The following is a 14,608-nucleotide window of genomic DNA, read 5'->3' as shown; positions in this document are numbered from 1 at the left end:
AAAATTATAACCCTTTGAAAGGGTATCCTTACGGAAAACCGTAACTTGAAAAGCTTTTAATGGAGCGTTTGTTTTATGATCCGGATCTGATTCTCGGATTAATTATTTGATTGGGAGGAAGAATGTCCCATGTTGGAAATTTTGCCTCCTTGTTTTTATTTTCTGTTTTTTCCTGGGCAGAAGGTCGTTGTTGCTGTGGTGGCTGAGTATTGAGAAGGTTTTCCATATTGATTGATTTTAAGATGGCTGCAAAATATTTCTTGTATCTCTGGAAGTGCTTGAGAAGTCTTCAGGAGTTATAGATGATAAAGTCTCTCGCAGAATTTCTGCTTTCGTATCTTCTGAAGCGAATTCTTTTCTGTAATCAACGACTTCGGCGATACATCCCCTTAATACTTCCTGAGATTTTATCTTTCTTTTGGTGACGTCTTTTATTATTCTTTTCTTAGATTTTTTATGGTTGTGGATTGAGTTTCCAATAATGAAAATTCCAATCAAAATACTGAGAAAACCTAAAATTCCTAATTTGAAAACCGCAAGAGCGCCAAGTGGAATTAGAATTCCCATGATGATCGAGATAGTTGGTGAGGATAATTTCTTTAATTCCTTTTCAAGAAATTCTGCCCAATACTTTTCATGTTTTACAAGCTGTTGCTGTTCATCTGTTCCATCTGTTGTTGAAGTGGTAAAGCCGTCAATAATTAGCCCCACTGTCTCTTCTATATTGCTTCTGTATTCTGCTGTAAAGGTATCATGAGCTTCTATGATCCACGGCTGGCTCACTGATACGGCAAGAGCCTGTGTGACTTTTGTAGCTCCGGATAATTCAGGATCAAAGGCCGCATTGGTCAAAAGCTGCAGAAAGTCTACTTTTTCTTCAAAAATGTGTTTTTCATTATCTATTAATGATTGTGCTGCTTTTTTATCTCCATCCATTTGAATGATAAGCTGGTTCAGTCTTACTTCATTTTGGAGCGGAAGTTCTTCATCGTCGAAGTTGGTGACTAGCAGAGAAAGAATTTCATCAAGCTGAACTTTTGTCGCTATGGAATAATCTGCCGTATTTTCGAAAATACTATTAAAGTGTTGATCCAGAATATCGTGTGATCTGGCTTGTGCCAAGGATTGTTTTAATTCAGTCCAGTTTGTTGCAAATTCTTCAAGCAGAGGATATTTTTGATCAGATAAGTTCCCCTTTGTTATAAAGAAATTGATCCACTGTATCTTTTGCTTGTTGATGTAGTCATCAGTCTTTGTAAGTTCCTCTATCCAGTTTTTCACATTTCTGGTCATCAGCTGATGAGAGGCAGGTTGAAAAACTCCTGTAGTGATGGCTTCCAGTATAACGATGAACTCCCTATCGAGATGATGAGGATTCTGATGAAGAAAATACCTGTTCATCCATTGCAGGCAGGCATCATTTCTTTCCAGTCTTCTCATGACAAGCATAAAGAACAGAGAGGTTTTGTAATCGTCTCTTTTCAGACTTTCAAGAAGCGCTTTGCTGCCTGTGTCCTGATCATTCCTGATCCAGGAAGTTAACACAACCAATGCGGGGGCGAGCCAATAATTGGGTGCTTTAATCATGATTTCTTCAGTAGAATATTGAAGAGTATCTTCGCTAACGATTCCGGTATCTACGCCTTGCAGAATACCAGTAGCCATTCTACGGACCTCAGCATAATATCCAAATCTGATCTGAAGATCCTGTTTAAGGTTACCTTGTCTTGTTTCTGCAAGCTGCAAAGCTTTATGCTTAATGTCAGCTTCAACATAATCAGCGAAGGAATCGGCTAATTTTAAGAGGTCAGTTTTAAGATGATCATGTTTATGATTTAAACTTCCCAATTCTAAATTGACCTCATGCATGTCTGATTTTATAGATCTTAAAGCATTATTTATGGTAGAAAGGTCTGCATATGAAATTACTCTTTGTGACATATTATTGGTTTTTTCATGATTATAATTTTGCGGCTACTCCATCCTCTCTGATCAGGATAAGTTTGTCTTTATAGACCTCTACAAAAGCATATGCATTATGTTTCGCCAGTATTCTGGCCTTTTCAAAATGCTCCGGAAGAGATTCTCCTATTTTATAATGTCTGATAATCTGTTCTCCGCTCAGATCCAGTGTATGTACTTCATGAGGATGACCCAGGAAGCATTTGGCTAAAATTCCCAAAGGAAGATTGGCCAATTCTGCGGTTCCGAATTCTTCCTGAATTTTTGAGATCAATTCTTCTTTTCCTCTTGTTTCTGAAAGAAGCTCCGTATCAATTCCCTTGATTAAATTCAGATATTCTTTTGAACGTTTTTTTAGTATATCTCTATCACTTAGAATTTTTGAAGAAGGATGCGAGTTTCCGAAATCGGTAGTATTGATTTCATTTTGAAAGATTATTTTTCCCATTTTCCTATTTGTTTCAATTGGTTAAAGGCAACGATATGTGAACATTACATTTACAAAAGTAGGAGAGGGATAACGATAAGCCTTACGGGAATCCATAATGCAAAAAACCTTTCAAAAAACTTGAAAGGTTTGTATCATGATATTGTAAGACGGATCAGATAATAATGGTTCGGGTAGGAGATCCCTTATCATTAGGAGAAGTACTCCAGGAAAGTCCTGAGGCGGGGACAGCTCTTTCTTTTCCCCAGTTCCTGATCGCTTCTATTCTTTCCGGACTGGTTTTGCTTAGCGGAACAATATTCTGGAAGCATTTTTCATACAGTTCATCTGTGATAAAAGAATCTCCATTGATGACAGCTTGTATTGCTACATCACGCACTGCTCCTTCGAGATCAGAACCTGCAAAACCTGAGGATAAAGCGACAAGCTTTTCAAACGTCTGAGCTGAAGGTTGAGGAAGAAGATTCTTTCTGATATACAGGCCGATAATATCTGCTCTTTCCTGATCCTGGGGTAAGTCGATGAAGAAAAGTTCATCAAACCTTCCTTTACGGAGAAGTTCAGGAGGAAGTTTGGACACATCATTGGCCGTAGCTACTACAAATACTTTCTCTGTACTTTCCTGTAGCCAGAACAAAAACTGTCCGATCATTCTTGTGGTTACCCCGGAAGAATCATTGGCATTGGCGGCAAGGCCTTTCTCAATTTCATCAATCCATAGAATGCAGGGAGCCGCGTTATCTGCCGATTCAAGAGCTTCTTTTAATCTGTTTTCAGACTGTCCAACATACATTCCCTGAATAGAGGCAAAGTCTAGTCTGTATAATGGCAGATTCCAGGTGGCTGCAATGAACTTTGCAGATAAGGATTTTCCGCATCCGGGAACTCCTACTAATAAAACCCCTCTTGGTGGGCGCAGTTTTCTGGTTTTTAAATCAGCTGTTAAGAGTTGTCTCTGGTTATCCAGCCATTGGTGTAAGCCGCTTAGCCCTCCCACAGAGATGGCTGACGGATCTACTTTTACCTTTTCAAGACCGGAAATATCACTGAACAGTTTATCTTTTTCCATACTAAGGCTCTTGATGTCGTCTTTGGTAAGAGAACCTTTGGCCATCTGGGTTGCCAGTACGTTTTCGGCTTCTATTTTGGTCATATTGGCTAAAATAGTAGCCGCCATTTTAAAATCACTGTCTTCCCAGTCAATAGGAATGGAGCCTTTGTAAGGAATTACACAGTCTTTGACAATGGAAAGCATTTCTTCTTCGTTAGGCGGATCTAAAGTAAGGGTCATCCCAAGACGCTGAAGCTGTGACCACACGCTTTTGGTGGAAATGATGCAAATACTTCCTCCTTTTTCTATGGCCTGAACGACACAGTCGTAAATGTGCCGGGAAACAATATTGTCATCTTCAATATCGCTTACCTCTGTAAAAATGAAGGTCAGATTTTGCCTCTGAGAGATATTCTGAACAGCAAAGTCAATACCTCCGGCTACGGAACGGTCATCGTTAACTGCTTTTTTAGTTTTAATATCCAGCATCCCATGAGAAAGACTATGAATGTAAATAGGAATATTGATTTCCTCTGACAATTGCTGTATGATTTCTAAAACTCTTGCTCTTTCTATGCTTCGTATCGAGATAAAAGGAATCCTTGCCCGAAACATTCTGGATAAGGAGGTTTTAAATTCTTCTTTGTTGGCCATAATTAAAAAATAATTTTTCTTCCGGCAGAGGGAGGCTGAGCTTCCCCCGCAGATTGATCCTGTGAAAATTCGCTTATACTGAAATTGTTGATCACCATCAGCATTTTTTCTCTTTCCCGGTTGTCTTTCCCGGTATTGTCTTTCAGATTTTTCTTAAATTCACTTACAAATGCTGTGAAATCTTTTTGAAAAGGATCTTTCAATTCTTTAGGAAGTCCCTTGGAATGGATAAATCTGGATAAGACAGATAATGTTTTTTTGTTATTTTGAAGAACAAATTCAAGTTCTTCGATGGTTTTAATATCCTGAAGTTTAAAGTTTCTCTGGTACTGATCCAGCCACATCTTTTTTCTGGCTTTATAGGCTTCTTCAGCTCTTGCAAAAAAGCGCTGTGCAGTGCCGGCATCCATTTCGAAATGACCGGAGTTCATTTCTTCAGATACATCTTCTCCTTTTCCGAAGCGGTCGAATACATCTACCCATTCCGCATAGGTTACAGGCGGCTTCATGAGTTGTTTTTTATTCTTGGATTAATGATTCGGTTGGGAGGAAGAATGTCCCAATCGGGAAACTTGGCATTTTCTTTCTTTTTGGAAGTATTTTCAGACGATGAAGTCTCGTTTTTTATCTCCTGTTTATTTTCAGTATTATTTTCTTGGTCGTTATTCATTTTCTTTGGTGTTGTAAGATTATAACATGGCTTTTGTATCTCTTGAATTCCCCAGAAGTTCTTCCGCAGAGACAGACCTCAGCAAGGCTCTTACTTCTTCCGCCTTTGCATCTTCTTTATTGTATTCCGCTTTGAAATCTACAAGCTCTGCAAGACAGCCTCTGATAACTTCCTGTGATTTGATACGGTCTTCTTTATTTTTATTTTTGGCTTTTTCCTTATTATAACTTGCGTTCCAATACAATATCAGAATAATGAAAGTACCAATACCCAACATCACATAACTGGTTGTTTCAAAACCCGGTCTGTACTTATAGATCAATCCTGCAAGCCCATAAAAAAATAGCCCTGTTGTTATCGCACAACCTACAGAACCTTTTTTTTTCAAAGCCTCATTCAAAAGATTATCCCAATATTCATTATGCTTTTTGAGCTGTTCCGCTTCGTTAGAGCCATCTGATGATGAAGTTTTATATTTTTCAATATCCAATTCGGTATCCACCGTATTCATCCTGTATTCTGCCGTATAAGTATCGTGAGCTTCTGAAATCCAGGGGCTGCTTATCGCAACAGCCAAAGACTGTGTGGCATGGGAAGCTCCTGTAAGCTCGGGAACAAATGCTGCATTGGTAAGCATCTGAAGGATGTCTGTTTTTTCATCAAATGCTTTCTCCTGTGATGCATATGAAGGGTCTGTGGATTTTTTATTTTCTTTTTTGTTGACAATCTGCTGATTAAGCTTTATTTGCTTCTGCAATTCCAGTTCTTCATCATCAAAATTGGTGATCAGCAATGACAGAATTTCGTCCAGCTGATTTTTTGATGTCTTTGAATAATCTACAGGAGAATTCAATATTTTTTTAAAATAGGGAAGCAAAAACTGGTGCAGTCTTACTTTCCTCATGGAAGCTTTAAGGGCTTCCCAATTGGTACAATATTTTTCCAGCAGTGGATATTGCTGGTCACTTAATTCTCCTTTATATTGAAAGAATCTAAGCCATTCATTTTTCTGCTGGTTGATGTATTGATCGGTCTGGGTAAGCTGATCAGTCCATTGAGCTACGGTAGACAAAATAAGTTCCCGCGATGCCGGAGGAAATGATCCGGTAGCCGCGGCTTCAAGCACCATTACAAATTCCCGGTCAAGATGATAGGGATCCTGATGCAGCAGATACCTTTGTACCCACTGATGACAGGCTTCATTTCTGCCGAGTCTCCGCATAAGGAGCATAAAGAATAAGGTAGTCTTGTAATCATCCCTTCTTAACGCTTCATTGAGTGCCTTTTCTGTGTCTTCCTGATCATCTCGTACCCATGCTACAAGGGCCACCAGGGCAGGAGCAAGCCAGTAATCCGGGGTTTTGACCATGAGAGTTTCCACGGCATTCTGTAAGACATCGTTGCTTACAATACCACTGTCTACGGCTTGCAAAACTCCTAAAACCATTCTGCGGATTTCTGCGTAATAGCCGAATTTGTGATGAAGATCCTGTTTTAGATTTCCTTGTCTGGTCTCTGCAAGTTGAAGTTCCTTCTTTTCATTATCTACTTTGATAAAATCATCGATGATCCCGGAAAGGGTACTCATTTTACCGTCCAGGACTTCCTGTTTATCATTGATGTCTCCTATTTCAGAATTGATATTTCCTAATCTGGAATGAAGTGTATTGACATTGTTATTGAGCTGATCAAGATTATGGTTAATCCCTCTAATATTATTATTGAGTAAAAAATCGTCCTGTGACATTCCTTCGTGTTTTTATAGATTTTCTTCTTTTTTGTCTCCGAAAAAATTAGCAATTGAATCCAGAATTTTTCCAATTAAAGTAACCGTACCATCATAGTGCACGATGATAAACTTATCTTTGTATACTTCTATAAATGCATAGGCATTGTGAAGCGCAGGCACTCTGGCTTTCTCAAAATCAGGAGGTAGAGGTTCACCTTTTACATAATGTTTAAGGATGGTTCCCCCGGTCAGATCGAGTGTATGTACATCGTGCGGGTGACCCAGAAAACATTTGGATAAAATTCCGATAGGAAGTTGTGTCACTTCGGCGGTACCAAATTCTTCCTGAAGTTTTTTTATGAATTCATCTTTTCCTTTGGTTTCCGAAAGCATATCGGTATCCAGGTTTTTGATGAGGTTCATATAGCCTTCGGAACGTTTTTTAATATAGTCGCGCTCGCTCAGGAATCCGGAAGTATTGACCGTATTTTCTTGTTTTTTCTCAAAATGTAAATGGGCATCTTCATTTTGAAAGAGTATTTTAGCCATGGTTAAAAGATATGTGTTTTTTAAGAGTACGTATGCTGTATATCTTTAAACAAAAATATACAAATATCTTTTGAAAAGGCTAAATAATCCCCAAATCTTTACAAAAAGCAATAAGCTGTTCGTTGCTGGTGATCTGAAGATCTTCTTTCATACTGTTCAGTCTCTTTTCTACACTGCTTAAACTGTTGGGTCTGATATTATTGTTTTGTAGATAGACTGGAATGTTTTTTTGAAGAACACCCTGGGCCAGAAGGGAGATCAAGGTAATATCATAGTCTGTAAATTCATAGCTATTCAACTGTTTTACATCCTGTTTCAGATCGAGAGACAGGTAGTTTTTGTTATCGTAAACTGATGCGATGGCTTTTTTCAATTCTTTGGAATCGTGTCTTGCCTTGCGTACAAAGCCATTGATTTCATATTCTTTAAAAAGAGAATCTATCACTCCGGATCTGTGCTCAGAAGAGAAAACTATGGTTTTAAGTGCAGGCTGTACTTCCTTAATAGCCTGAATCAATGTCTTCCCGTCTTTAATTTTCTGCTCATGGTGATCTTCTTCAAAAGAAAGATCGGTAATTAAAAGATCATAATGATCATTCTCACGAATGGATTTCTGAATTTTGGCTAAGGCATCATCGCAGTAATAAACATAGTCTGCATGGGATATATTGAGATCTTCTAATGTTTTTTGTACAGAAATACTGCTGCTTTCGTGGTCTTCGGCTATTAAAATTTTTTTAAACATTTTTTTTCTTTTTTAAGGAGCTGGGAATGAAATATAAACTTTCAGCCCTTTTTCGGTTTGGGTATCAAAAATAATTTGTCCGTGAATGGTTTCCATACGGGAAACCGTATTTCTTAGCCCATTGTTGTAAGATATTTCATCCTGAATACCAATTCCGTTATCGGTATACTGAATATGTATCAGATTATCCTTTCTCTCAAACTTAAAAGCTACGAGACTAGCCTGGCTATGTTTTTTCATATTTACCAAAAGCTCACGGATCACCTGATAAATTTCGTTTTGGACAGAGTCATTTACTCCGTTCCATACATTATGATCATTTCCTGCAAGATATGTTTTTATATAGTCGTTATTAAAAGAAGCAATAAGTCCGGATATTTTTTTGTCAAACTCAATACTATCTTTAGGATCAGGTTTTTCATAAGAGATGTCTCTGGATTTTTCGTAGACAAACTCCAGTTCGTCCAGCGCTTCTTCTTTATCAAAGTTCTCCTGATTTTCAATTTTGGTCATCACCTGGTAGATCCCATTGGCTACAACGTCGTGAACTTTTTTGGAGAGCTTGAGCTTATTTTCCTGTATTTTTAGCTCATTTTCTTGCTTAAGCCTTGTTTGTCTTTTTTTATACAAGGTGAGAATTACAATGATAGTCGCAATAAGGAGCCCCGTAAGTAAAGAAAGCCATAATCGTTGATTTTCACTTTCAGTGTTTTGTATTTTTAATTTTTGATTTTCCGCTTTACTTTCCTCTACTTTGTAGATGACGGACGCAAATTTATCATTGTCATTATTTCTAATGGTTTGGAGACTATCATTTAATGAAACATACTTATTAAAGTTATGAGTATAGTTTTTAGGGTCTAAAATAGCTAGTTTTTGTAATGCTTCTAATTGGTCATAAGGGTTTTTGATGGTGGAAGCAGCTTTGTACATCATTTTTGCATGAAAAAGTGATTTGTCTGGATCTTTATCTTTATAATAATCGGATAAATGGGAATAAGAAGCATTTTGTCCTTCTAAGTCGCCAATATTAGTTTCAATTTCAAGAGACTTTAATAGATCAGGCTCAGCATAATAATGAGAATTATTAAGCCATTTTATATAAGCTAAGTTAGATAAGAGTCTTGCATATAATAGCTTGTCGTTTTTGATCTTTGGGAGTATACGCTGGTAAATTTCAATGGCTTTAAGATAATTTTTTTCTGTTTTGTAAACGATGCCTTTATTTTTTAGGAATGTAAATTTTGAGAGATCGTCTGTTGCATATTTGGCTGCGGAATCATAAAACTTTCTGGCTTCATTATTTTTGTTTAGATTCTGGCTAGAGATTCCTAAACTATTATAATTGTCGCTTATATGGTAGTACTGTGCAGTATCACGAATATTAAAATATTTAATTGCCTGAAAAGATAAACTTTGGCTTTTGTAATTGTTTCCTTTTTTTTCTGCTATTTTAGCCATAGCTAAAAGGCATTTAGCTAATCCAAAGCTGTTCTTATTTTGTTTAAAAACCTCTTGTGCTTTGTCATAATATGTATAAGCGCTATCATATACCTTTAACGTATCAAATGTATAAGCCTTCTCATAATCTGGATTGAATGTTGTCGGATCTGAAATAAGCTCTTTTTTAGTACAGGAATACAGTACTAAAAATGAAAAGAAAATTGAAATTACAGTTTTCACAAAAAATCAGTTTTCATAAAAATAGGAAAGTTTTTAAAGAATAGAAAAATTTGTGTGACAATATTAAGAAAGAGAATGAAATTCTTCATCTGAAAACCATTCTTAAGAATATGGAATGGAATAAAAAAGCCATCTCAAAAATTTTGAAATGACTTTTTTTATTATGATTGATAATCAACTATCTTATTTCTTTGGAGGAAGTTGTGTTGTTTCTCCACTCGTATCCTCTTCTGATGCTCCACCCGATTCTGATGCTCCATTTTGCATTGTTATTGTTGTCGGGTTATTATCATGAGTTGTCACTGCGTTTGCGTTATTATTTGAAAATGCTAAACCGAATAGCATTAGAAAGAACTGTATCATTTCCGTAAAAATTTAAAATTTGGGCATTTCTGTAGTTGCCAGTGAAACCGATCACAGGTAGAGCTACACGATTAAAAAATTTGAAGCGCTTCTAAATTTTTGGGAAGTGAACCATCAAAAACGGAGGAGAAACATCTGCTTCCCAGTCCGGAGTTTTCCTCCGCTTTATCTGGTGATTTTTGAAATCAGTTTTGTAAATTTGTTTTTATAATGTTTTGTTTTTCACTGATTTCTGAAGCAAAGATGCGACAAAACATGACGCAGGTGTTAGACACGTTCTGGACATCGATGGACACGAAATGGACTGCGGAGATCTTATGGGAATCCGTAATGTGGAATGATTGATAATCACCTATTTTGTAATGACAGAAAAAACTATATATGTCCAAGAAAAAACTACTAATTCATGAAGTGTTCAAGAAGGCAGAGGAAGAATCTGGAAGAGACACAAAAAATGGACTTGCAACTTATTTATGGCTTTATTTTAAGGAAGACATAGGTTTTGAGATTAATGATAAGACATTTACCAGATACTATGATTCTTTTATTAAAGGAGCAGGTGATATTGATATTAAGTCTGATAAATTGGATAAAATGAGTCAATATATAGGTTACAAAGATTTTACTGACTTTTCCAGGACTTTTGTCAAACAGGAAGAGGATGCCAATAAAACTACCATTAAGATAACGGTGGATGAGGATGAAGAATCTTTATCTGAAAAGTTTTCGAAGTTAAATATCAATATTACTAACGAGCAACATTTTAAAGTACCGGATTTTATCAAACAGAATGGACTGGGTATTTTAGAAATAAGTTTTCTCTTATGTCTCGTTACAGGAAATGTTCTTTTTTCCGGAACTAAGAAGGAGAATAGTACTTATTCTCAATCTTTAGGTTTCATGTCATTTATGAAGCCGATAGTAGAGAAGAAATATATGTATTGGGATGGAGAACAGTATATAGGAACAGACAGCATTTATATAAGCCCTGGAATTAACATTGTTGCTATGGATTCTCATAAACTGAAACACTTTAGAAGGATTATGAGAAAAGATACATTGACAGATGTGAATGCTCTTGGAAAGGTTTGGTACTCAAAATATAATAATGAAGTGGAATTCTTTACGGATGATGGAGTTGATCCTGATAATGGGAAAGAATTGAGGAAAGCAACCTCACTTATTATCTATAAATATGCTGGAAAACAGAAAGACTCAGTAGAAGTGGAAGAGTAGCGGTAAAGTTTTCAATTGCTCTCAATTGAATTCACAAAAAAAGCGAAGATTTCTCTCCGCTCTATATTATTCCGCATTCAGCATTCCCAGTTCTCCGAAGTGTTTTTTAAACTTCTGGATTTTAGGGCCCACTACAGCGCTACAATAAGGCTGTGTAGGGTTCTCGTTGTAATATCCCTGATGATATTGTTCAGCGGGCCAGAACTTGTCGAATTTTGTTAATTCTGTCACATAAGTTCCTGTCCATCTTCCTGACGCCTGAGATACTCTGATCGCTTCTCCAGCTTTTGCTTTTTCAGCATCATCTTTATAGTAAATAACGGAGCGGTATTGAGTTCCGATGTCGTTGCCCTGTCTGTTCAGTTGAGTAGGGTCGTGCAGGAAGAAAAATACATCCATCAGTTGCTCATAGGAAATAATGGCCGGATCATAAGTGATCTGTACTACTTCTGCATGTCCGGTTTCTCCGGTGCAGACTTCCTGATAGGTCGGATTATCTTTGTGCCCGCCTGAATATCCTGAGATGGCAGACTGAACGCCTTTCAGCAAATTGAAACAGCTTTCTACACACCAGAAACATCCACCTCCGAAAGTAATCTGTTCTAAATTATTGTTGTCCATTTTTGGGTAATTATATTGTTGTATTGTACTTTTCTTTGTCTCGATAGCTTTAGAAAAAGTCAATCAAAAGTAAGAAAAACTTCATAGATTCCGGTACGAACTCAGTGAATTGTTTTCATAGATAATACTGATAATAAGTGCTTGTTTGGGATTCTTTTTTTTGCCACGAATGCACGAATTTATTTTTATTAATACATTCTTGGCGATGATATTTCTTCTCGTAGGTAAGGCAAATCGAACAGATTTCTCCATTGTCTAAAATCAGAAAGATAAAATAAGCTGCATTCAATTTTATCGGAGATAAAATCCTTGCGCCTTAAAACGCTTAGAAAGAAAATCAACCTTGCGCCTTAGCGTTTTCCAACAAGCATATTATTTGTTGGAAAACGCAAAGGCGCAAAGAATATCATGATGATGATGTTTTTAAGGCGCAAGAAAATCAAATGTTTTTAGCAATAATTTACATTTTTTACTGCTATATTCTATGTCGCTATGTGGTAGAAAAGTAATGACATAGCTTATTTGTAGCCAAAAGAAAAAGCTATCCCAAAATGAGATAGCTTTTATATGTTATTGTCTGTAATCAGTTATTTTTCCCAAACCAAAGCACTTGCCCCCAAAATGGCAGCATCTGCTTCGTTCAGTTCACTGAATACCAGTTTTACTTTATTTCTGAAGATGGGAAGAAGGTTTCTCTCCATATGAAGTTTAGCCGGCTTTAAGATAAAATCTCCTGCTTTGATCACGCCACCGAATAAAAGAATTGCTTCCGGTGAAGAGAACATCACGAAGTTGGCCAACGCCTCACCCAGTTTTTGTCCTGTATATCTGAAAACCTCTTTGGCAATAGGATCATCTTTCATGGCACATTCATATACGGTCTTAGAATTGATTTCGTCTTCCGGATATTGGTTCAGCATAGATTCCGGGAATTCGGCTCTCATTTTCTTGGCAGTGATCGTAATCCCTGTTGCAGAGGCATAGGCTTCAAGGCTTCCTTCAGAACCTGTGCTCCAGTGCTTTCTTCCGCCTGGTTTTACAATTGTATGGCCAAGCTCTCCGGCAAAACCGTCATGCCCATAGATTAAGTTTCCGTTGGCGATGATTCCGCTGCCTACTCCTGTTCCCAGAGTGATCATGATGAAGTCTTTCATTCCTCTTGCGGCACCGAAAAGCATTTCTCCCAAAGCTGCAGCATTCGCATCGTTGGTTACTGTACAAGGCAGATTGAATTTTGCCGTCATCAGTTCTGCAAAAGGAATTACCCCTTTCCATGGCAGGTTAGGAGCCAGTTCTATGGTTCCTTTGTAGTAGTTGGCGTTGGGAGCTCCTACTCCAATTCCGTCGAAGTGCTTTTCAGTCCCATGTTTTTCCATCAAAGGATATACATTCTCATATAAAGCATCGATAAAATCTTCTACTTTGTCATAGGCATCGGTTCTCAGATTTCCTTTATCCAGAACTTCTCCCCGGTGGTTTACGATTCCGAACTTGGTATTGGTTCCGCCGATGTCAATTCCAAGGGCAACTTGTTTTGATAAATCTATTAATGACATTCTATTATTAAATTCTAAGGTCTAAAATTATAAAAAAGATTGTATTAATAGATTATTAACTGAGTTTTATTTAAACTTTTAAGCAGTTTTTACCGGTTTTTTCTTTCTTCGTCCCCACCAGATCATAAATCCGGTTACCGGAAGAGAAGCACAGATAAGGCTTACGATGAAAGCGATGATCTTGGTTGGAAGGCCTAAAATGGCTCCTACGTGAATATCGTAATTGGCATTCACTACTTTCTCTCCGAAATTTTTGTCTTTAGGATCATGGGTATGAAGCAGTTCTCCTGAATTTTCATCAAAAATAAGGCTGCTGCTTTTGTGATACGAATAGGTAAGGTGCTTTACATAGACTTCAAAGTTGGGATGTTCATGATCATCCATATGCTCGTGTCCCAGGTCTATGGCAAAACCGTAAGAGTCCGGATATTTTTGTTTTACCGTATTGATGATTTTGTCCAGTGTTCCTTCTGTTCTCAGCTCAATAGGAGCTTTTGTTTTGATATGAGAAAAGTCCGGGTATTTGGTTTCCCCGCCTGAGAAGATCACATAGATCATTGCCTGTACCACAAAGAATGCATAGAAAAGTCCTGTGATAGAAAAAATCAAAGCAAAGATGGAAGCATAAAAGCCTAAGACGTTATGAAGATCATAGTTCTTTCTTTTCCAGCTTTTGATATTTTTCCATTTGAAGGCAAAACGCTGTTTCCTGGCTGCTTTGTTTTTCGGCCACCATAACACAATTCCTGTAATCAGCATGATCACAAAAATGATCACCGGTATTCCCACCACATAAGTTCCCCAATCCTGTTTCAGAAGGAAACTCCAGTGGATCATCTTTACAATATTGAAAAAGCCGTTCTTTTCATCATAAACTCTTAAAACCTTTCCGGTATAAGGATTTACATAGGCTTGCTTATAGATAGGAAATTCATCAAAATAATTCCAGCCTTTCGTATTATGCTCGTACCAGAAGAACATATAAGACATTTTCTTATCAATAGGAATATTGACCCAGTGGATCGGATATTTTTCCTTTACCTGTTCAGCAACGGCCTTCTCCATGACTCTGATAGGAAGTACCTGTTTCTGATCGATATTCTCCTCATGATGGTACATGACATCTTTACGGGTAACATTCTCTATTTCATCTTTAAAGACATAGAGTGCTCCGGTGATGGAAATGATGAAGATAAGGAATCCGATTCCAAGACCAAACCACAAATGCAGTTTGGCAGACCATTTTTTAAAAAATCCCGGTTTCTTTTTATGATGATGCTTTTTCGTCATGTCAAAATTGAAAGTAGCACAAAGATAGGCTTTACTTTTTATTTAGATTAA

The 14,608-nt window shown here is 37.2% G+C and carries 15 protein-coding genes; 1 reads left to right on the top strand and 14 read right to left on the bottom strand.

What is annotated here, in order from left to right:
* Nucleotides 1-73: 73 nt before the first annotated feature.
* From AC106K_RS20625 to AC106K_RS20575, 11 genes are all read right to left on the bottom strand, one after another.
* Nucleotides 74-226, bottom strand: a complete 153-nt coding sequence (locus AC106K_RS20625; RefSeq protein WP_482447328.1) for a hypothetical protein — start codon at nucleotides 224-226, stop codon at nucleotides 74-76.
* An 11-nt stretch (nucleotides 227-237) separates the two neighbouring features.
* Nucleotides 238-1,941, bottom strand: a complete 1,704-nt coding sequence (locus AC106K_RS20620) for a hypothetical protein (protein ID WP_482447327.1) — start codon at nucleotides 1,939-1,941, stop codon at nucleotides 238-240.
* A gap of 19 nt (nucleotides 1,942-1,960) precedes the next feature.
* Nucleotides 1,961-2,410 (bottom strand): hypothetical protein, encoded by a 450-nt coding sequence (locus AC106K_RS20615; protein WP_482447326.1) that lies wholly within the window; start codon nucleotides 2,408-2,410, stop codon nucleotides 1,961-1,963.
* Nucleotides 2,411-2,564: 154 nt separating this feature from the next.
* Nucleotides 2,565-4,115, bottom strand: coding sequence for an AAA family ATPase (locus tag AC106K_RS20610; protein WP_482447325.1), 1,551 nt, complete (start codon nucleotides 4,113-4,115; stop codon nucleotides 2,565-2,567).
* 2 nt (nucleotides 4,116-4,117) lie between these two features.
* Nucleotides 4,118-4,624, bottom strand: coding sequence for a hypothetical protein (locus AC106K_RS20605; RefSeq protein WP_482447324.1), 507 nt, complete (start codon nucleotides 4,622-4,624; stop codon nucleotides 4,118-4,120).
* On the bottom strand, nucleotides 4,621-4,785 hold the full coding sequence (locus tag AC106K_RS20600) for a hypothetical protein (protein WP_482447323.1): 165 nt from the start codon (nucleotides 4,783-4,785) through the stop codon (nucleotides 4,621-4,623). Before AC106K_RS20600 ends, AC106K_RS20605 begins: the two co-directional genes overlap by 4 nt.
* A 19-nt stretch (nucleotides 4,786-4,804) precedes the next feature.
* Nucleotides 4,805-6,532, bottom strand: a complete 1,728-nt coding sequence (locus AC106K_RS20595) for a hypothetical protein (RefSeq protein ID WP_482447322.1) — start codon at nucleotides 6,530-6,532, stop codon at nucleotides 4,805-4,807.
* A gap of 12 nt (nucleotides 6,533-6,544) precedes the next feature.
* Nucleotides 6,545-7,063, bottom strand: a complete 519-nt coding sequence (locus AC106K_RS20590; protein WP_482447321.1) for a hypothetical protein — start codon at nucleotides 7,061-7,063, stop codon at nucleotides 6,545-6,547.
* A 79-nt stretch (nucleotides 7,064-7,142) separates the two neighbouring features.
* Nucleotides 7,143-7,808, bottom strand: a complete 666-nt coding sequence (locus AC106K_RS20585) for a response regulator (protein ID WP_482447320.1) — start codon at nucleotides 7,806-7,808, stop codon at nucleotides 7,143-7,145.
* A gap of 12 nt (nucleotides 7,809-7,820) precedes the next feature.
* Complete coding sequence (locus AC106K_RS20580) at nucleotides 7,821-9,491, bottom strand: tetratricopeptide repeat-containing sensor histidine kinase (RefSeq protein ID WP_482447319.1); 1,671 nt, start codon at nucleotides 9,489-9,491, stop codon at nucleotides 7,821-7,823.
* Between the two features lie 183 nt (nucleotides 9,492-9,674).
* Nucleotides 9,675-9,854 carry a hypothetical protein gene (locus AC106K_RS20575; RefSeq protein ID WP_482447318.1) on the bottom strand — a complete coding sequence of 60 codons (180 nt, stop codon included), beginning with the start codon at nucleotides 9,852-9,854 and terminating at the stop codon, nucleotides 9,675-9,677.
* A 381-nt stretch (nucleotides 9,855-10,235) separates the two neighbouring features.
* On the opposite strand from AC106K_RS20575, the gene AC106K_RS20570 reads away from it, so the two are divergent.
* Nucleotides 10,236-11,090: a hypothetical protein gene (locus AC106K_RS20570; protein WP_482447317.1), complete on the top strand. Its 855-nt coding sequence runs from the start codon at nucleotides 10,236-10,238 to the stop codon at nucleotides 11,088-11,090.
* Between the two features lie 66 nt (nucleotides 11,091-11,156).
* Here the strand turns inward: AC106K_RS20570 and msrA are convergent, their stop codons facing one another.
* The 3 genes from msrA to AC106K_RS20555 all read right to left on the bottom strand — a co-directional run bounded on the left by msrA (nucleotide 11,157) and on the right by AC106K_RS20555 (nucleotide 14,557).
* On the bottom strand, nucleotides 11,157-11,711 hold the full coding sequence (gene msrA / locus AC106K_RS20565) for a peptide-methionine (S)-S-oxide reductase MsrA (RefSeq protein ID WP_482447316.1): 555 nt from the start codon (nucleotides 11,709-11,711) through the stop codon (nucleotides 11,157-11,159).
* A 587-nt stretch (nucleotides 11,712-12,298) separates the two neighbouring features.
* A complete protein-coding gene (locus AC106K_RS20560; RefSeq protein WP_047099577.1) occupies nucleotides 12,299-13,267 on the bottom strand; it encodes an ROK family protein in 969 nt (322 codons plus the stop codon).
* Between the two features lie 78 nt (nucleotides 13,268-13,345).
* A complete protein-coding gene (locus tag AC106K_RS20555; RefSeq protein WP_482447315.1) occupies nucleotides 13,346-14,557 on the bottom strand; it encodes a PepSY-associated TM helix domain-containing protein in 1,212 nt (403 codons plus the stop codon).
* Nucleotides 14,558-14,608 lie beyond the last annotated feature (51 nt).

The organism is Chryseobacterium sp. FR048 (assembly GCF_056844665.1).
The sequence above is the reverse complement of the archived record's forward strand: the minus strand, read 5'-3'. Positions and strand labels throughout refer to the sequence as shown.